This is a genomic window from Pseudomonas sp. GL_091 (assembly GCF_057837725.1).
In genome coordinates this window covers 6,425,954-6,442,099 of record NZ_CM174451.1, presented here as the reverse complement: position 1 = coordinate 6,442,099, position 16,146 = coordinate 6,425,954, and the positions used below count along the sequence as shown (strand labels likewise).

Below are 16,146 nucleotides of genomic sequence, written 5' to 3'. Positions count from 1 at the left end.
AAGTACCACTGGCTGGTCGGTAAACCTGTGGCAGCACCACAAATCCAGGACATCTACACTTTACGGGTGACGGTTGCGCACTAAACCCGCAAAATGCAACGATTCCGGCAATTATCAACGACATCGCCTGGGCGCGGTGTCGATAAAGCCATCGTTTCAATCAGACTGGGCCTGCTGACTCTATGCGAATGCGCCTTATGTTACTGGGCGGCGGAAATGCCCTTGGGCAGGCGCTGATTCGCCTCGGTGCGGAGGAAGACATCGGTTTCCTCGCCCCCCGCCCGCCGCAAGACGGCTGGGATGCCGCGAGCCTGACACAACTGCTCGACGACACCCGTCCCGATGCATTGATCAACCTTGCCTACTACTTCGACTGGTTTCAGGCAGAAGCAGTGAGCGAATCGCGCCTGGCCGGCCAGGAGCGCGCGATCGAGCGTCTGGCGGAACTGTGCCAGCACCACAACATCGTCCTGCTGCAACCTTCCAGCTATCGCGTGTTCGACGGCTCCCGGGCCACGGCCTACAGTGAAAAAGACGAACCCGTTCCATTGGGTTTGCGGGGTCAGGCCTTGTGGCGGATCGAGCAAAGCGTGCGCGCCACCTGCCCGCAACACGTGCTGCTGCGTTTCGGCTGGCTGCTGGATGACAGCCCGGATGGCGCCCTTGGCCGCTTCCTGGCCCGTGCCGAACAACCCGAAGAACTGCTGATGGCCGACGACAGGCGCGGCAATCCGACGCCGGTCGACGATGCCGCCCGGGTGATCATTTCTGTGCTCAAACAACTCGATTGCGCCGCGCCGCTGTGGGGCACCTACCATTACGCCGGGCATGAGGCGACCACGCCGCTGGCGCTGGGACAGGCGATTCTGACCGAAGCCCGCAGCCTGCATCCGCTGGCCATCGAAGCCCCAACCGCCCAGGCCCACGCCGCGCGTCCGGATGCTGCCGAAGAACCGCAACACGCGGTATTGGCCTGCAAGAAAATTCTGCACACTTTCGGGATCAAGCCGCGCGCCTGGCGTGCGGCGCTTCCCGGTCTACTGGACAGGTTCTATCGCCATGGCTGACGGTCCCGTTTTGATCACCGGTGGTGCCGGTTTCATTGGTTCACACCTGACTGACGCCCTGCTTGCCAAGGGGCATGCGGTGCGGATTCTCGATGACCTGTCCACCGGCAAGCGCAGCAATCTGCCGCTGGACAATCCCAGGGTCGAATTGATCGTCGGCGACGTGGCCGATGCGGCTTTGGTTGCCCAGGCGATGGCCGGATGCAGTGCTGTGGCGCACCTGGCCGCCGTGGCTTCGGTGCAGGCTTCGGTGGACGATCCGGTGCGTACGCACCAGAGCAACTTCATCGGCACGCTGAACGTCTGCGAAGCCATGCGCCAGACCGGGGTCAAACGTGTGCTGTTTGCCTCCAGCGCGGCGGTGTATGGCAACAATGGCGAAGGTGAGTCGATCGACGAAGACACGCCCAAGGCGCCGTTGACGCCTTACGCGGTGGACAAACTGGCCAGCGAGCATTACTTGGACTTCTACCGCCGCCAGCATGCGCTGGAGCCGGTGATTTTCCGCTTCTTCAACATCTTCGGCCCGCGCCAGGATCCGTCCTCGCCGTACTCCGGGGTGATCAGCATATTCAGTGAGCGCGCACTAAAAGGCTTGCCGATCACCGTGTTCGGCGATGGCGAGCAGACCCGGGATTTTGTCTACGTCGAAGACCTGGTCGACTTGCTGGTGCAGGCCATCGAGAAGCCCCGGGTCGAAGACGGTGCGGTCAACGTCGGCTGGAACCAGGCGACGACCCTCAAGCAAATGCTCGAAGCGCTCGAAGCCGTGGTCGGCAAGTTGCCACCGGTGAGCTACGGCCCGGCGCGCTCCGGTGACATTCGTCATTCCCGGGCGAACAACCGGCGTTTGCTGGAGCGCTTTCGCACTTCTTCGCAAACACCGTTGAGCGTGGGGCTGGCGCGGTTGCTGGGGCGATAGATCGCTGCCCTGCGGACATGAAAAAGGCGCCTTTTTACAGGCGCCTTTTTCACGGCCGGAATTTGCGTTAAAGCGGACGCAATCCCTGTGGCGAGGGGGCTTGTCGGATCGCCGCATCGCCCCGTTCGACTGCGCAGCAGTCGTCGTCATTTTTTAAGTCTAATCACCACCAAGCCTCATTCACCACCACGTGAACGTTCTTTAGAACTTGTAGCCAAGACCCACCATGTACACAAACGGATCGACGTCGATGTTGACCTTGGCGCGGGTGCCCGGTGCAATCGAGTTGTTTTCGACGGTGGCGCGGGTATCGATGTCGATGTAGCGCACCTGGGCGTTGAGCATGACATGTTCGGTCAGCATGTAGTCGGCACCGACCTGCCAGGCCAGACCCCAGGAGTTCTTCGCGTTGAAGTTGCTGAAGCCGGCGGACTTGGCTTCGCTGCTGAGGCTTTCGTCGTAGATCCAGGTGTAGTTGATGCCACCGCCGACGTACGGCTGGAAGGCCGACTTCGAATCCAGCGGGTAGTAGACCACGCTCAGGGTCGGCGGCAGGTGTTTCAGGGAGCCGAGTTTGCCGTTGGCGGCAGGCAGGGCGGTACCTTTGAGTTTCACGTCATGCTCGAACGGAGTGGCGGCAAGCAGTTCGATCCCCCAATTGTTGGTGAGCATGTAGGCGAAGTTCAGGCCCAGTTGCGTGTCGCTGTCCATGGTCGCCTTGCCGCCCAGGTTGGTACCGGCCAACGGACCCTGATCGACCTTCACGCTGGAGCTGTCGGCTTTCGGGTTAACGGTGATGGCGCCCGCACGAAGGATGATGTCACCGGCCTCAAAGGCGTGGGCGAGCGGGGCTGCGAGCGCGAGGGCAACCAGCGAAGCGCTGAGCATGGACTTGTTCATGGGGGCTCCAAAGGACGTTAAAAATGTTCGATGTCCAATGGTAAGCCGGCTAACTATTCGGTCTTTTGATGCAGCTCAATGAAAGTGGGAAGGGGTTGTATTTTGTGGTGTTTTTGATGGATTCATCGCGAGCAGGTCGGATCGCGATGACTGACTATCAAGCAACACATGACTACCGGACTCACTCCGGCAATTCATACAGGTAAATCTTGTCCGCCTCCATCTGATACCCGGCATCCGCCAACTCGCTGGTGGACGCCTTGACCTGCAACGCGCCTTCGATCCAGTAAGGCTGATACAACTCGTCGAGCTTCACGCCGACTTCGCTTTTGACGTGCACGATCTGGTTCGACGGCGGTGGCGGCACATGGATGCAGGCGCCGAAATACGGCACCAGCAGAAACTCCGTGGTGCGTCCTTCCTCGCTCACTTCCAGCGGCACGATGTAGCCCGGCAGGCGAATGTTCTGGCCGTCGAGGGTCTTGACCACCGGTGCGTTGGGCATGTCCTGTTTGGCTGCTGGCGCTGACTCTGCCGAGAGCGTGCTGCTCATCTGCGACAGATCGTGCAGCGGCGTCATGTTCGGCACTTCTTTCGGCGCGTCGGGCGGGATCATCTCCGACCAGGTCAGGTCTTTTGGCTGGGCTGCCCACAGGGGTAGGGCGACCAGCATCAACAGCGCAAGTACAGCGCGGGGCATTTTCAACGTCCTCATAAACGGATCGACAGGCCATCGGCCAGGGATTGGCGATAGGCGCGCCAGGCCGGCACGCTGCCCATCAGCAGCGCGGCGATCAGGATGCCACCGAGCAGCGTCCATTCATACTCGCTCGGCCAGGACAGCGGCAGGAACAGACCGTAGTTGGCTTGCACATAACCCTGGGCCGCCGCGATGCACACATACAGCAGCGCCACACCGGCGATCACGCCCGACAGCGCCAGGGCAAAGGCTTCGAGCACCAACAGTGTTGCGATGTGCCAGGGGCGTGCGCCCACCGAGCGCAGAATCGCCATTTCCCGGCGGCGCTCGTTGAGGCTGGTGAGAATGGCTGTGAGCATGCCGATCAACCCGGTCAACACCACAAACAGCGAGACCACGAACAGCGCTTTTTCCGCAGTGCCCATCAGACTCCACAGCTCTTGCAACGCCACGCCCGGCAGGATCGCCAGCATCGGCTCACCGCGGAATTCGTTGATTTCCCGTTGCAGGGCAAAGGTCGAAATCTTGTTGTTGAGGCCGAGCATGAACGCGGTGATCGCTTGCGGCGTGAGGTCCATGTTGCGCGCCTGGTCGGCGGTGATGCGACCCTCGCCCCGAGCCGGTACGCCGTTATGCCAGTCGATGTGAATCGCTTCCATGCCACCGAGGCTGATGTGCAGCGTGCGGTCCACCGGCGTGCCGGTGCGCTTGAGAATGCCGACCACGGTGAACGGTTTGTCGTCGTGCTTGACCAGGCTGATCGCCGCCACGCCGTGGGCCAGCACCAGTTTGTCACCGAGTTTGTAGTGCAATGCATCGGCCACTTCGGCACCGAGCACCACTTCGAACGGGTCAGTGGCAAACGCCCGGCCATCGGCCAGTTGCAGGTGTTGCTGGCGGCCGTACTGATAATGCTCGAAGTAGGCTTCGGTGGTGCCCATCACCCGGTAGCCGCGATGGGAATCACCGAGGGACATCGGGATCGCCCACTTCACTTTCGGGTTGCTGGCGAAGTGTTCGAAGCTGTCCCAGCGGATGTTGTTGGTGGCGTTGCCGATGCGGAATACCGAGTACAGCAACAGGTTCACCGAGCCTGAGCGGGCGCCGACGATCAGGTCGGTACCGCTGATGGTGCTGGCGAAACTGGCCTTGGCTTCGGTGCGCACGCGCTCCACCGCCAGCAACAGGCACACCGACAGGGCAATGGCGAACGCGGTGAGGATCGCGGTGAAGCGGCGGTTTGCCAGGCTGGCCATGGCTAGACGAAACAGATACATCTCAGACCTCGGACGGGGTGGCGGCGCGATTGAGTTCGGCCAGCGACAGGTTGTGGTCGAACAGCGGCGCCAGGCTCTGGTCGTGACTGACGAACAACAGGCTCGACCCGGCGTCGCGGCACTCGGCGAACAGAAGGCGAATGAAGTTCTCGCGGGCGTCGTAATCGAGGGCCGAGGTCGGCTCGTCGGCGATCACCAGTTCCGGTTGACCGATCAGCGCGCGAGCGGTGGCGACCCGTTGCTGCTGGCCGATGGACAGTGAGTCGGCGCGGCGACCGAGGATGTTCTCATCCTTCAAACCCAGGTGGGCGAGCAGCGTGGCGGCGGCTTTATCGACGCTGCCGTGACGTTGTTTCGCCCGTTCGGCGCGCAGTTTCGAGAAGTGGCAGGGCAGTTCGACGTTTTCACGCACCGACAGAAACGGCAGCAGGTTGAACTGCTGGAAAATGTAGCCGGTGTGGTCGACGCGAAAGTGGTCGCGAGCGCCGGCCGAAAGTTGCGTCAGTTCCTGGCCGAGCAGGCGGATGCTGCCGCGATCAGGCTTTTGCACGCCGCCGAGCAGGCCGAGCAGGGTGGTCTTGCCGCTGCCGCTGGGGCCTTTGAGAAACAGGGTTTCCCCGCGCTCCAGGCGAAACGCCGGGATGTCCAGCAGCGGCGGGTGACCGGGCCAACTGAAGCCCAGGTCGGACAGTTCGATGAGTGCTTGGGTCATGTGAAACCGGTCTGGTTGGTGGTGAACCCTGTGGGAGCGGGCTTGCTCGCGAAGGCGGTTTTACAGTCACATTGATGTTGCATGGACTGCCGCTTTCGCGAGCAAGCCCGCTCCCACATTCGATTTGCGGTGGATCAGAATTTCAGCGCCGCAGCCTTGGCCGTCACTTCAACCCCTTGCTGCCCGCTCGGGCCGATCAGTTGTACCTGAATTTTCTGGGTCGCCGGGAAGCTATTGAAGAGAGTCGCCAGGTCCAGCGACTTCAGTGCCGTCGGCGTGGCGCAGGTGAACTGATAGCGAGCATGGATTTCGCTGTGATCATGGTGATGCTCGTGGCCGTCTTCGTCCTTGGCGTCTTCATCGTGATCATCGTCGGCATCGGGCTTGTCGCCGAACAACGGGCTTTCCAGTTCCTGGTTTTCCACCACGCAACCGGCGGCTTTTGGCAGGTTGAACAGGGCCAGTGGTTGCTCAAGCCGAGCGCGGGCGGCGGCGACCTTGGCTTTGTCTGCGTCGCTGGTGGCGACGTGCTCGAAACCCACCAGGTTCATGGCCGGGCTTTCCAGTTCCAGCTCCAGGGTCTGCCCGTCCAGCGCCGCATTCAGGCGACCCACGCCATGTTCGTGGGCACCCAGGCTGCCATGCTCATGATCGTGTTCGTCGGCGGCATGGGCGACAGCCAGCGGCAACATGGCAAACGGCAGAGCGAGAAGCAGACGACGCATGGCGAGTCTCCGGAAAGTAAAATGAAGAAATTGTTATGTAATCTTATAACGTAAGTGCGCAGAGTTTGACTGCCTGCTTGGCGTTGCACAAGTCCCATGGGAGCATGCCGGGAAGAAATGTGTGGGAGCAGACCTATGTTGCGAATTCGCGGAAGCATCGGCGACTGGCCGGTGGATTTGACCCTGGAGATGGACGACGCGGACTGGGCGCGGCTAGGGGCACAGTTGCAGGTGGAAAAGTCTGAGGTCTGCGCGCCAGCGGCGAAACCGCTGAATCAGGATGATGCTCTTTGGCAGATCGCCAGGGATTTGCTGCGCAAGGCCGGGCAGTTGAGCGGGCCGGATTTGCTCGATCAATTGGAAGGCCTGACCGGCAGCGCGGCGGCGGGCAAGCGCCTGCTGGTGCGATTGCGCCATAGTCCGGACGTGAAGGTGGAAAGCGGTACCGATACGCCGCTCTATCGCTGGTTGTTGTAGGAGCGAGCTTGCTCGCGAAAAGCGTCAGGGCGCTTCGGCCATGCAGGCAGCCCTCGTCATCGTTGACGACCATCGCGAGCAAGCTCGCTCCTACAGGTTTGTGATCAGTAGAGAGCGGCAAACAACTTGCGGCGGTACGTACTCACCAACGGATGATCGTTGCCCAGCAACTCGAACACCTGCAGCAAGGTCTTGTGCGGCAAGCCTTCGCTGTAGCTGCGGTTGCGGATGAACAACTTCAGCAAAGCATCCAGCGCGGCGTCGTACTGCTGACGGGCCAGTTGCTGGATCGCCAGTTGATAGACCGCTTCATCGTCCAGCGGGTCTTTCGCCAGCCGGGCCTTCAGGTCGGCGGCATCCGGCAAGTCCTTGGCCAAACCGAGAAACTTGATCTGTGCCTTGGCGCCGGCCAGCGCGGCCTTGTGCTCGTCGCTCTTGACCGCATCCAGCACGGCTTGCGCTTCGCCCAGTTCACCGCGCTCGGTCAGGCAGCGGGCGTACAGGATCAGTGCCTTGGCGTTGGTGTTATCTTCACGCAGCAGCACTTTGAGCAGGGCTTCGGCATCGGCAAAGCGGCTGTCATCGAACAGCGCCTGGGCCTGCTCGAACGGATCGGCAGCGGTCGGTGGCGGCATCTGTACATGGGGTTCGAGCAGGGTGCGCACGGCGGATTCGGGCTGGGCACCGGCAAAGCCGTCGACAGGCTGGCCGTCCTTGAACAGCACCACGGTCGGCAGGCTGCGGATGCCGAAGCGGGCGACGATGTCTTGCTCGATGTCACAGTTGACCTTGGCCAGCAGCAACTCACCCTGATAGCTCTCGGCAATGCTCTGCAACATCGGCATCAGCACTTTGCAGGGCGCGCACCATTCGGCCCAGAAATCCACCAGCACCGGCTTGTGGAAAGAGTTCTCGATCACCGACTGGTCGAAATCGGCAGTCGTGGCGTCGAAGATGTACGGCGTTTCCTGACTCATGGGTAATCTCTTGGAAGCGTGAATGGGCCAACTATACGACTTGGTGGGGGGCGGCCGGAAGCGGTTGGCAGCTAGTCTTCTGTTGTCTGATAAACCGTCATCGCGAGCAGGCTCGCTCCCACAGGATTTGTGTTCGACGCAAAACCATTGTGGGAGCGCGCCTGCTCCGGGCGGCGATCCGACGATGCTTTTAGCTAGCGCTGCGCGTGATACAGGCTCACATGCCGAAACTCGTGGGGCTCGGCCAGATCCGGCAGGGTCATGGCTTCAAGCATTTCGATGCGCCGGTACAACGGATGGCGAAAGTCCCTGACACGGGAATCCGCCACCAGCGCCTCTCGGCCGCGACTGAGGAATTGGTCGAGCAGCGGCAGGTTCGCCCGGTCGTACAGCACATCCGCCACCAGGATCAGATCGAAGCGATCGGCCTCGGCGAAAAAGTCTTTCGAGTAATTGAGCTGCACATCATTGAGCTCGGCATTGGCCCGACACGCGGCAATCGCCAGCGGGTCGAGGTCGCAGGCCAGCACTTCGAGCGCGCCGGCCTTGGCAGCGGCAATCCCCGCCACCCCGGAACCGGCACCGAAATCCAGCACCCGCTTGCCTTCGACCCAATGCGGGTTTTCGGCTAGATAACGGGCGACGGCCAGGCCGCTGGCCCAGCAGAAACTCCAGTACGGAGGCTCATGCAGGATGCGCCGGGTTTCTTCCGGGCTGAAGGCGCGGTCCATGTTGTCGCCGTCGATCAGCCACAACTTCAGGTCCGTCCCTGGTAACTCACAGGCGACCAATTGCGCATCACCGAGCAGTTCACCCAACGCCTTTTGCAGGTCGAGCGGTGCACTCATGGGGCTTTGACGAATTGCAGTTGGCCCAGGGCCTGGGTGGTCGGCTGGGTAATCAGTTGCGACGGCAGGTGCAGGATCAACTGCCCGGACTGACTGGCGCGGCCACGCAGTTCAACGCGGGCCCCGGCCGGGAAGGATTCCGGATTGAAGCGCAGGTGAAACGCCAGCACCTGGTTGTTGCCGATCAGGCTGGAACTGGCGAGCAATTGTTGCGGGCGGTCTTTTTCGTCGATCACCAGCAATGCCAGTTCGACTTCAGCGCCGGCTGGAACGCCTTGCAAGGTGCCGCTCAGTTCACGCTGATAGGCGGGCAGCGGGCCGAGGTCAGCCGCCTCCCTGGCCTTCTTCTGCGCTTGCTGCGGCGCCGGGCCTGGCGTTGGCGGCTGGGGCTTGGGTGCATCGCTGCCGCAAGCCACCAGCAGGCTGAAAACACTGAGCAAAATGAGCGGACGTAACGACATTGGTGGCTCCATAAAGCTGAATTCCATGGATCAAGTGATCATCCCGTCTGTATACCGCAAACCCTATGGCTTGTCTTGCCACCGGGATGCGCTACCATGGCCCTCCCTTTTTTTGTTGCCTGCCACCATGCACTGTCCCTTCTGCGGTGCCAACGACACCAAGGTCATCGACTCGCGTCTGGTCGCCGAGGGCGAACAGGTGCGCCGCCGGCGTGAATGCCTGGCCTGCGGCGAGCGCTTCACGACGTTCGAGACGGCTGAACTGGTGTTGCCGCGCCTGATCAAAACCGACGGCAGTCGCCAGCCGTTCGACGAAGAAAAACTCCGCGCCGGCATGCAGCGCGCGCTGGAAAAGCGCCCGGTGAGCGTCGAGCGCCTCGAATCGTCGCTGGTGCACATCAAACACAAACTGCGCGCCACCGGCGAACGAGAGGTCAAATCCCTCGTGGTCGGCGAACTGGTGATGGCCGAGCTGCAGAAGCTCGACGAAGTCGCCTACATCCGCTTCGCTTCGGTATATCGCCGCTTCCAGGACCTCAACGAGTTCCGCGAAGAGATCGATCGCCTGGCCCGTGAACCGGTGAAAGAATGACCACGACCGCCGAACAAGCCATCCTCGATGCTCATTTCATGGCCCGTGCCCTGGAACTGGCGCGCAAGGGACATTACACGACGCACCCCAATCCGCGGGTCGGTTGCGTGATCGTGCAGGGCGGGCAGATTGTCGGCGAAGGCTGGCACGAGCGCGCCGGCGAGCCCCACGCAGAAGTCCACGCCTTGCACGCGGCCGGTGAGCAGGCTCGTGGCGCCACCGCTTACGTGACGCTTGAGCCTTGCAGCCACCACGGCCGCACACCGCCTTGCGCCGATGCACTGGTCAATGCCGGTGTGGCCCGCGTGGTCGCGGCGATGCAGGACCCGAACCCGGAAGTCGCCGGTCGCGGTCTGCAACGCCTGGCCCAGGCTGGCATCGCCACTGATAGCGGCGTGCTGGAAGGCGAGGCGCGCCAGCTTAATCAAGGTTTTCTGAAACGCATGGAACACGGCTTGCCGTTCGTGCGGGTCAAGCTGGCCATGAGCCTCGACGGTCGCACGGCGATGGAAAGCGGCGAAAGCCAATGGATCACCGGCCCGGCAGCGCGTTCGGCAGTGCAGCGCCTGCGCGCCCAGTCCAGCGTTGTGCTGACCGGTGCCGACACGGTGCTGGTGGACAACGCCCGTTTGACCGTACGTGCCGATGAACTCGGTCTGGATGCCGAACAAACGGCACTGGCCATGAGCCGACCACCGCTGCGCGTGTTGGTCGATGGGCGTTTGCGAGTGCCGCTGGATGCACCGTTCTTCAAGGCCGGCCCGGCGCTGGTCGCGACCTGCGTGGCGGTGGAAGAGCAATATGCCAACGGTCCGGAATGCCTGATCGTGCCGGGCTACGACGGCCAGGTCGATCTGCGCCAACTGCTGGTTGAACTTGCCGCCCGTGGCGTCAACGAGGTGTTGGTCGAGGCTGGCCCGCGTCTGGCAGGTGCCTTTGCCCAACTCGGTCTGGTGGATGAGTTCCACATCTTCATCGCCGGCAAGTTCATGGGCTCTTCGGCGCGACCGCTGCTGGACTGGCCGCTCGCGCAAATGAAAGACGCGCCCGAGCTTAAAATCATCGAAATTCGTGCGATCGGCGATGACTGGCGAGTCATCGCCATTCCTTTGCCAGCAGCAAGCGTATAATTTCCGGCCATCGCGCAAGCTTTGGCTTAGTTCTCGAGGAGAACCTCATGTTTACCGGCATCATCGAATCCATCGGCAGTATTCGTGCATTGACCCCAAAGGGCGGTGATGTGCGGGTTCACGTCGAAACCGGCAAGCTCGACCTGAGCGACGTCAAACTGGGCGACAGCATCGCGGTCAACGGCGTGTGCCTGACCGCCGTTGAGTTGCCGGGCAACGGCTTTGCGGCGGACGTCAGTCGCGAAACCCTCGACTGCACCGCCATGAACGACCTGAAAAGCGGCAGCCCGGTCAATCTGGAAAAAGCCCTGACCCCAACCACTCGCCTCGGCGGGCATCTGGTCAGCGGTCACGTCGACGGTGTGGGCGAAGTGGTTGCCCGTACCGAGAACGCGCGCGCCGTGGAATTCCGCATCCGTGCGCCGAAGGACCTGGCCAAGTACATCGCCCATAAAGGCTCGATCACGGTCGACGGCACCAGCCTGACCGTGAACGCAGTCGATGGCGCCGAGTTCCTGCTGACCATCATTCCCCACACCCTGAGCGAAACCATCATGGCGTCGTACCAGCCAGGCCGCCGGGTGAACCTGGAAGTGGACTTGCTGGCCCGTTACCTGGAGCGTCTGCTGCTGGGCGACAAGGCCGCAGAGCCAGGCTCTTCGCAAAAGCCCGGCAGCACCATTACCGAAAGCTTTCTGGCCCAAAACGGCTACCTCAAATCCTGACTCAAGGGGGTGCCTTGTGGCGCTCAATAGCATCGAAGAACTGGTTGAAGACATCCGCCAAGGCAAGATGGTCATCCTCATGGATGACGAAGACCGCGAGAACGAAGGCGACCTGATCATGGCCGCCGAGTGCTGCAAGCCCGAGCACATCAACTTCATGGCCAAGCACGCCCGTGGCTTGATCTGCATGCCGATGAGCCGCGAGCGCTGCGAACTGCTCAAGCTGCCGTTGATGGCACCGCGCAATGGTTCCGGTTTCGGCACCAAGTTCACCGTATCGATCGAAGCGGCCACCGGCGTGACCACCGGCATTTCCGCCGCCGACCGTGCGCGCACCGTGCAGGCTGCCGCCGCCCGTGATGCCAAGGCTGAAGACATCGTCAGCCCGGGCCACATCTTCCCGTTGATGGCCCAGGCCGGCGGTACCCTGGCCCGCGCCGGCCACACCGAAGCGGCGTGCGACCTGGCGCGCATGGCCGGTTTCGAGCCGAGCGGCGTGATCTGCGAAGTGATGAACGATGACGGCACCATGTCCCGTCGCGCCGAACTGGAAGCTTTTGCCGCTGAACACGACATCAAGATCGGCACCATCGCCGACCTGATTCACTACCGGATGATCCACGAACGTACCGTTCAGCGGATTGCCGAGCAGCCACTGGACAGCGAACTGGGCCAATTCAACCTGGTGACCTATCGTGATTCGGTGGAAGGCGACGTGCACATGGCGCTGACCCTGGGCAACGTGTGTGCCGAAGAACCGACCCTGGTTCGCGTGCACAACATGGACCCGCTGCGTGACCTGCTGATGGTCAAGCAACCGGGCCGCTGGAGCCTGCGCGCCGCCATGGCTGCGGTTGCCGAGGCTGGCAGTGGTGTGGTGCTGTTGCTGGGTCACCCGCTCGATGGCGACGTGTTGCTGGCGCACATCCGCGAAACCGCCGACCACGCCGCCGTGAAAAAACCGACCACCTACAGCATTGTCGGTGCCGGTTCGCAGATCCTGCGTGACCTCGGTGTGCGCAAAATGCGCCTGATGTCGGCACCAATGAAATTTAATGCGATATCCGGTTTCGATCTGGAAGTTGTAGAATACGTGCCCTCCGAATAATGACCGGTTGTTTCCGGCCTTGAATTCGCGGTTCAAATATCACCGAGGGGCGCGTACGAGACGCGTCCCGGCTCTTTAAGAGATCTATCGAATGACCCTGAAGACCATCGAAGGTACCTTCATCGCCCCTAAAGGCCGCTACGCTCTGGTAGTGGGCCGTTTCAACAGCTTCGTCGTTGAAAGCCTGGTCAGCGGTGCAGTTGATGCCCTGGTTCGCCACGGCGTGAGCGAAAGCGACATCACCATCATCCGCGCACCTGGCGCCTTCGAAATCCCGCTGGTTGCGCAGAAAGTCGCCCAGAAAGGCGAATTCGCGGCAATCATCGCCCTGGGCGCGGTCATTCGTGGCGGCACTCCGCACTTCGAATACGTGGCTGGCGAGTGCACCAAGGGCCTGGCCCAGGTGTCCATGGAGTTCGGCGTGCCGGTTGCATTCGGCGTGCTGACCGTTGACTCCATCGAGCAAGCCATCGAACGTTCCGGCACCAAGGCCGGCAACAAAGGTGCTGAAGCTGCCCTGTCCGCTCTGGAAATGGTCAGCCTGCTGGCGCAGTTGGAGGCCAAGTGATTAGCGACGAAAGCGATCGTTTCAACCCGCGCGATCCAAAGCCTGCGGATGCCGGCAAGCCATCGAAAAGCGTCAAGCGTCGCGAAGCCCGTCAGCTCGCGACCCAGGCGCTGTACCAATGGCATATGGCCAAGCAGTCGCTGAACGAGATCGAAGCGCAGTTCCGGGTCGATAACGATTTCACCGATGTCGACGGCGCCTACTTCCGCGAGATCCTGCACGGGGTTCCGCAGTTCAAGACCGAAATCGACACAGCGCTCAAGCCTTGCCTGGACTTGACCATCGAAGAGCTGGACCCGGTTGAACTGGCGGTTCTGCGCCTGTCAACCTGGGAGCTGCTCAAGCGCGCCGACGTGCCGTACCGCGTTGTGATCAACGAAGGTATCGAACTGGCCAAGGTCTTCGGTTCCACCGACGGCCACAAGTTCGTCAACGGTGTGCTCGACAAGCTGGCCCCGCGTCTGCGTGAAGCTGAAGTGAAGGCGTTCAAGCGCTGATCGGCGCTTGGAATGTCGACACGAAGCCATGGGCGAGTTTGAGCTGATCCGCAATTTCTTCGCCGCCGCGCCTTGTGCGCAGGGCGGCGAAGGCGTTGCCCTCGGGATCGGCGATGACTGCGCCTTGCTGGCTGTTCCTCCCGGGGAGCAGTTGGCGATTTCTACCGATACGTTGGTGGCCGGCGTGCATTTCGCTGATCCCTGCGATCCGTTTCTGCTCGGTCAGCGCTCGCTGGCCGTGGCCGTCAGCGACCTGGCCGCCATGGGCGCCACCCCGATTGCCTTTACCCTTGCCCTGACCTTGCCGACGGTGACCGCCGATTGGCTGCAAGCCTATGCCCGTGGTTTGAACCAGATGGCGCAAAGCTGCGGCGTGGCGCTGGTGGGCGGTGACACGACTCGTGGGCCGCTGAGCCTGACCATGACCGTGTTCGGACGCGTGCCGGCCGGTCTGGCGCTGACCCGCAGCGGAGCGCAACCGGGCGACCTGCTGTGTGTCGGCGGCGACCTGGGCAATGCCGCCGGTGCCTTGCCCTTGGTGCTCGGCCAGCGCACAGCCGAAGCGAGCATTGCCGAGCCGTTGCTGGCGCATTACTGGTCGCCGCAACCGCAGCTCGGCTTGGGTCAGGCGTTGCGTGGCAAGGCCACTTCGGCGATGGATATCTCTGACGGTCTGCTCGCTGATTGCGGGCATATCGCGCTGGCGTCGAAGGTCGGTATCGAAGTCGAGCGGGATCGATTGCCGCTGTCGCAGAGCCTGGTCGACTTTCTCGGCCAATCGGATGCACAGGTTGCGGCCCTGAGTGGAGGCGACGATTACGTCCTGGCCTTCACCTTACCGTCCGTCGACTTGCCGCTATTGCTGGCCGATGGTTGGCCGATCCATGTGATTGGGTGCGTCGTGAATGGGCAAGGTGTGACACTGCTGGATGCCAACGGACAAGACATCACCCCGCAAACCCGGGGTTATCAACATTTTCGGGAGTCACCGTGACAGATCATCCCAAACAGGTCTCGGCGCAATGCGTACCGCCGTCGGTCTGGCGTAATCCATGGCATTTCCTGGCGTTCGGCTTCGGCTCGGGCACCTTGCCAAAGGCGCCCGGCACTTGGGGGTCGTTAGTTGCGCTTCCTTTTATCCCCTTGTGGCAAATGCTGCCCGACTGGGGTTACTGGCTGATGCTGGGCATCACCATGCTGTTCGGCTTCTGGCTGTGCGGCAAAGTGGCCGACGATTTGCGGGTACACGACCATGAAGGCATCGTCTGGGACGAAATGGTCGGGATGTGGATCACCCTGTGGCTGGTGCCGGAAGGTTGGCAGTGGTTGCTGGCGGGTTTCTTGATGTTCCGCTTCTTCGATATCCTCAAACCGTGGCCGATTCGCTGGATTGACCGGCACGTACATGGCGGCGTCGGCATCATGCTCGATGATGTTCTGGCCGGGGTATTCGCCTGGTTGGCGATGCAGGGGCTGGTGTGGTTTTTCGCCTGACCGGGGATTTCCAGGCGTTGATCATGAGAGCTGTTTATCGGGGGAAGCGGGGGATGGCTGTACGCGGATTGATGGTGATGGCGTTCGCGATGTTTTGCTCTTTTGCCCTGGCGGGAGGAGGGGGCGCCACGCCGCCGTCGGTGATTCATCTGGCCAGCGAAGACTGGGAAGACTACACCGCCGCTGACGGTCATGGACTGGGTTGGGACGTGCTACGGCAAGTGTTCGAGCCGGCGGGCGTCAAGGTCGATATCCGCACCGAGCCCTACGTGCGTTCGCTGGGCCTGGCCGAACATGGCGAAGTCGATGCTTGCGTCGGTTCCTATCGTGACGAGTCCGAGGGTGTGCTCTATCCCCATTGGAACTTCGACACCGATCACATCTATGCCCTCGGTCTGGTGAGCAGCCCGGTACCCACCCCGCAAACCCTGGATAAATATCGGCTGGCCTGGGTCCGTGGCTACGATTACCAGCATTCCCTGCCCAACGTGAAGCACTTTGCTGAAGTGCAGCGGCGCACCGGCATCGTGTCGATGCTGATCCATAATCGTGCCGACTATTACATCGACGCGCAGACCGAAGTCGATGACGTGCGCAAGCGTGCCAAAGATCCTTCCCAGTTGCGCAGCACCCATATCGCCGAGTTGCCGCTGTACCTGTGCTTTGCCAAAAACCCGAAGGCGCGCACGTTAATGGCCCTGTTCGACCAGCGCATGGAGCAACTGGTGAAAAGCGGCGAGCTGAAACCGATATTTGAACGCTGGAAACAGCCGTATCCGTTTGACTCGAACTGACGCGGATCGAACGGCTGGCGATGATCCCCTTGTGGGAGCGAGCCTGCTCGCGATGGCGGTGTATCAGTCAATATTGATGTCGCTGACAGTACGCAATCTCGAGCAGGCTCGCTCCCACAGGGAATGTGCTGGGGCGTATATCAAACATTTTGATAGTTATCGCCGATAATTC

At 61.7% G+C, this 16,146-nt stretch carries 20 protein-coding genes; 12 read left to right on the top strand and 8 right to left on the bottom strand.

Translation table 11 applies throughout. The features are described from left to right. The first annotated feature begins 182 nt into the window (after nt 1–182). Nucleotides 183–1,067: a sugar nucleotide-binding protein gene (locus AC3ITY_RS29370; RefSeq protein WP_046041630.1), complete on the top strand. Its 885-nt coding sequence runs from the start codon at nt 183–185 to the stop codon at nt 1,065–1,067. Beyond that, entirely contained in the window at nt 1,060–1,989 is a 930-nt protein-coding gene (locus AC3ITY_RS29365; RefSeq protein WP_223453657.1) for an NAD-dependent epimerase/dehydratase family protein, read from the top strand. Before AC3ITY_RS29370 ends, AC3ITY_RS29365 begins: the two co-directional genes overlap by 8 nt. Before the next feature lie 201 nt (nt 1,990–2,190). Here the strand turns inward: AC3ITY_RS29365 and AC3ITY_RS29360 are convergent, their stop codons facing one another. The 5 genes from AC3ITY_RS29360 to AC3ITY_RS29340 all read right to left on the bottom strand — a co-directional run bounded on the left by AC3ITY_RS29360 (nt 2,191) and on the right by AC3ITY_RS29340 (nt 6,303). Then, nucleotides 2,191–2,889 (bottom strand): OmpW/AlkL family protein, encoded by a 699-nt coding sequence (locus AC3ITY_RS29360; RefSeq protein ID WP_489306416.1) that lies wholly within the window; start codon nt 2,887–2,889, stop codon nt 2,191–2,193. 181 nt (nt 2,890–3,070) lie between these two features. After that, nucleotides 3,071–3,589: a DUF3299 domain-containing protein gene (locus AC3ITY_RS29355; protein WP_090451674.1), complete on the bottom strand. Its 519-nt coding sequence runs from the start codon at nt 3,587–3,589 to the stop codon at nt 3,071–3,073. A gap of 11 nt (nt 3,590–3,600) precedes the next feature. After that, nucleotides 3,601–4,866, bottom strand: a complete 1,266-nt coding sequence (locus tag AC3ITY_RS29350) for an ABC transporter permease (RefSeq protein WP_056728943.1) — start codon at nt 4,864–4,866, stop codon at nt 3,601–3,603. Nucleotide 4,867: 1 nt separating this feature from the next. After that, nucleotides 4,868–5,578 carry an ABC transporter ATP-binding protein gene (locus AC3ITY_RS29345; RefSeq protein WP_489306415.1) on the bottom strand — a complete coding sequence of 237 codons (711 nt, stop codon included), beginning with the start codon at nt 5,576–5,578 and terminating at the stop codon, nt 4,868–4,870. 134 nt (nt 5,579–5,712) lie between these two features. After that, nucleotides 5,713–6,303 (bottom strand): DUF2796 domain-containing protein, encoded by a 591-nt coding sequence (locus AC3ITY_RS29340; protein ID WP_489306414.1) that lies wholly within the window; start codon nt 6,301–6,303, stop codon nt 5,713–5,715. A 135-nt stretch (nt 6,304–6,438) separates the two neighbouring features. Between AC3ITY_RS29340 and AC3ITY_RS29335 the strand changes: the two genes are divergently transcribed. Further along, nucleotides 6,439–6,780 (top strand): hypothetical protein, encoded by a 342-nt coding sequence (locus AC3ITY_RS29335; RefSeq protein WP_489306413.1) that lies wholly within the window; start codon nt 6,439–6,441, stop codon nt 6,778–6,780. Between the two features lie 104 nt (nt 6,781–6,884). Here AC3ITY_RS29335 and trxA read toward each other — a convergent pair whose 3' ends face one another. From trxA to AC3ITY_RS29320, 3 genes are all read right to left on the bottom strand, one after another. Next, the gene (gene trxA / locus AC3ITY_RS29330) at nt 6,885–7,757 is read right to left on the bottom strand and encodes a thioredoxin (protein WP_489306412.1); all 873 of its coding nucleotides are present in this window, start codon (nt 7,755–7,757) and stop codon (nt 6,885–6,887) included. Between the two features lie 194 nt (nt 7,758–7,951). Beyond that, nucleotides 7,952–8,605 carry a class I SAM-dependent methyltransferase gene (locus tag AC3ITY_RS29325; protein WP_489306411.1) on the bottom strand — a complete coding sequence of 218 codons (654 nt, stop codon included), beginning with the start codon at nt 8,603–8,605 and terminating at the stop codon, nt 7,952–7,954. Then, on the bottom strand, nt 8,602–9,066 hold the full coding sequence (locus AC3ITY_RS29320; protein WP_223533898.1) for a YbaY family lipoprotein: 465 nt from the start codon (nt 9,064–9,066) through the stop codon (nt 8,602–8,604). Before AC3ITY_RS29320 ends, AC3ITY_RS29325 begins: the two co-directional genes overlap by 4 nt. Nucleotides 9,067–9,193: 127 nt before the next feature. On the opposite strand from AC3ITY_RS29320, the gene nrdR reads away from it, so the two are divergent. The 9 genes from nrdR to AC3ITY_RS29275 all read left to right on the top strand — a co-directional run bounded on the left by nrdR (nt 9,194) and on the right by AC3ITY_RS29275 (nt 15,974). Then, complete coding sequence (gene nrdR / locus AC3ITY_RS29315) at nt 9,194–9,658, top strand: transcriptional regulator NrdR (protein ID WP_003228656.1); 465 nt, start codon at nt 9,194–9,196, stop codon at nt 9,656–9,658. Then, nucleotides 9,655–10,788 (top strand): bifunctional diaminohydroxyphosphoribosylaminopyrimidine deaminase/5-amino-6-(5-phosphoribosylamino)uracil reductase RibD, encoded by a 1,134-nt coding sequence (gene ribD, locus AC3ITY_RS29310; protein WP_489306409.1) that lies wholly within the window; start codon nt 9,655–9,657, stop codon nt 10,786–10,788. Before nrdR ends, ribD begins: the two co-directional genes overlap by 4 nt. A gap of 47 nt (nt 10,789–10,835) precedes the next feature. Continuing rightward, nucleotides 10,836–11,513 carry a riboflavin synthase gene (locus tag AC3ITY_RS29305; RefSeq protein WP_046041642.1) on the top strand — a complete coding sequence of 226 codons (678 nt, stop codon included), beginning with the start codon at nt 10,836–10,838 and terminating at the stop codon, nt 11,511–11,513. A 16-nt stretch (nt 11,514–11,529) separates the two neighbouring features. Further along, nucleotides 11,530–12,621: a bifunctional 3,4-dihydroxy-2-butanone-4-phosphate synthase/GTP cyclohydrolase II gene (ribBA, locus tag AC3ITY_RS29300; protein ID WP_090325554.1), complete on the top strand. Its 1,092-nt coding sequence runs from the start codon at nt 11,530–11,532 to the stop codon at nt 12,619–12,621. Nucleotides 12,622–12,712: 91 nt separating this feature from the next. Next, nucleotides 12,713–13,189 (top strand): 6,7-dimethyl-8-ribityllumazine synthase, encoded by a 477-nt coding sequence (gene ribH / locus AC3ITY_RS29295; protein ID WP_003228649.1) that lies wholly within the window; start codon nt 12,713–12,715, stop codon nt 13,187–13,189. Then, nucleotides 13,186–13,686, top strand: coding sequence for a transcription antitermination factor NusB (gene nusB / locus AC3ITY_RS29290; RefSeq protein ID WP_489306408.1), 501 nt, complete (start codon nt 13,186–13,188; stop codon nt 13,684–13,686). The genes ribH and nusB overlap by 4 nt, the downstream gene beginning before the upstream one ends. A gap of 28 nt (nt 13,687–13,714) precedes the next feature. Then, complete coding sequence (thiL, locus tag AC3ITY_RS29285; protein WP_489306407.1) at nt 13,715–14,680, top strand: thiamine-phosphate kinase; 966 nt, start codon at nt 13,715–13,717, stop codon at nt 14,678–14,680. Then, nucleotides 14,677–15,180: a phosphatidylglycerophosphatase A family protein gene (locus tag AC3ITY_RS29280; RefSeq protein WP_489306405.1), complete on the top strand. Its 504-nt coding sequence runs from the start codon at nt 14,677–14,679 to the stop codon at nt 15,178–15,180. Before thiL ends, AC3ITY_RS29280 begins: the two co-directional genes overlap by 4 nt. A gap of 53 nt (nt 15,181–15,233) precedes the next feature. After that, nucleotides 15,234–15,974: a substrate-binding periplasmic protein gene (locus tag AC3ITY_RS29275; protein WP_489306404.1), complete on the top strand. Its 741-nt coding sequence runs from the start codon at nt 15,234–15,236 to the stop codon at nt 15,972–15,974. The last annotated feature ends 172 nt before the right edge of the window (nt 15,975–16,146 follow it).

Excerpts from the sequence above, each read along its gene's own strand:
- AC3ITY_RS29370 (WP_046041630.1), top strand. The coding sequence starts at position 183 with ATGCGAATGCGCCTTATGTTACTGGGCGGCGGAAATGCCCTTGGGCAG.
- AC3ITY_RS29365 (WP_223453657.1), top strand. The coding sequence starts at position 1,060 with ATGGCTGACGGTCCCGTTTTGATCACCGGTGGTGCCGGTTTCATTGGT.
- AC3ITY_RS29360 (WP_489306416.1), bottom strand. The coding sequence starts at position 2,889 with ATGAACAAGTCCATGCTCAGCGCTTCGCTGGTTGCCCTCGCGCTCGCA.
- AC3ITY_RS29355 (WP_090451674.1), bottom strand. The coding sequence starts at position 3,589 with ATGCCCCGCGCTGTACTTGCGCTGTTGATGCTGGTCGCCCTACCCCTG.
- AC3ITY_RS29350 (WP_056728943.1), bottom strand. The coding sequence starts at position 4,866 with ATGTATCTGTTTCGTCTAGCCATGGCCAGCCTGGCAAACCGCCGCTTC.
- AC3ITY_RS29345 (WP_489306415.1), bottom strand. The coding sequence starts at position 5,578 with ATGACCCAAGCACTCATCGAACTGTCCGACCTGGGCTTCAGTTGGCCC.
- AC3ITY_RS29340 (WP_489306414.1), bottom strand. The coding sequence starts at position 6,303 with ATGCGTCGTCTGCTTCTCGCTCTGCCGTTTGCCATGTTGCCGCTGGCT.
- AC3ITY_RS29335 (WP_489306413.1), top strand. The coding sequence starts at position 6,439 with ATGTTGCGAATTCGCGGAAGCATCGGCGACTGGCCGGTGGATTTGACC.
- trxA (WP_489306412.1), bottom strand. The coding sequence starts at position 7,757 with ATGAGTCAGGAAACGCCGTACATCTTCGACGCCACGACTGCCGATTTC.
- AC3ITY_RS29325 (WP_489306411.1), bottom strand. The coding sequence starts at position 8,605 with ATGAGTGCACCGCTCGACCTGCAAAAGGCGTTGGGTGAACTGCTCGGT.
- AC3ITY_RS29320 (WP_223533898.1), bottom strand. The coding sequence starts at position 9,066 with ATGTCGTTACGTCCGCTCATTTTGCTCAGTGTTTTCAGCCTGCTGGTG.
- nrdR (WP_003228656.1), top strand. The coding sequence starts at position 9,194 with ATGCACTGTCCCTTCTGCGGTGCCAACGACACCAAGGTCATCGACTCG.
- ribD (WP_489306409.1), top strand. The coding sequence starts at position 9,655 with ATGACCACGACCGCCGAACAAGCCATCCTCGATGCTCATTTCATGGCC.
- AC3ITY_RS29305 (WP_046041642.1), top strand. The coding sequence starts at position 10,836 with ATGTTTACCGGCATCATCGAATCCATCGGCAGTATTCGTGCATTGACC.
- ribH (WP_003228649.1), top strand. The coding sequence starts at position 12,713 with ATGACCCTGAAGACCATCGAAGGTACCTTCATCGCCCCTAAAGGCCGC.
- thiL (WP_489306407.1), top strand. The coding sequence starts at position 13,715 with ATGGGCGAGTTTGAGCTGATCCGCAATTTCTTCGCCGCCGCGCCTTGT.
- AC3ITY_RS29275 (WP_489306404.1), top strand. The coding sequence starts at position 15,234 with ATGGCTGTACGCGGATTGATGGTGATGGCGTTCGCGATGTTTTGCTCT.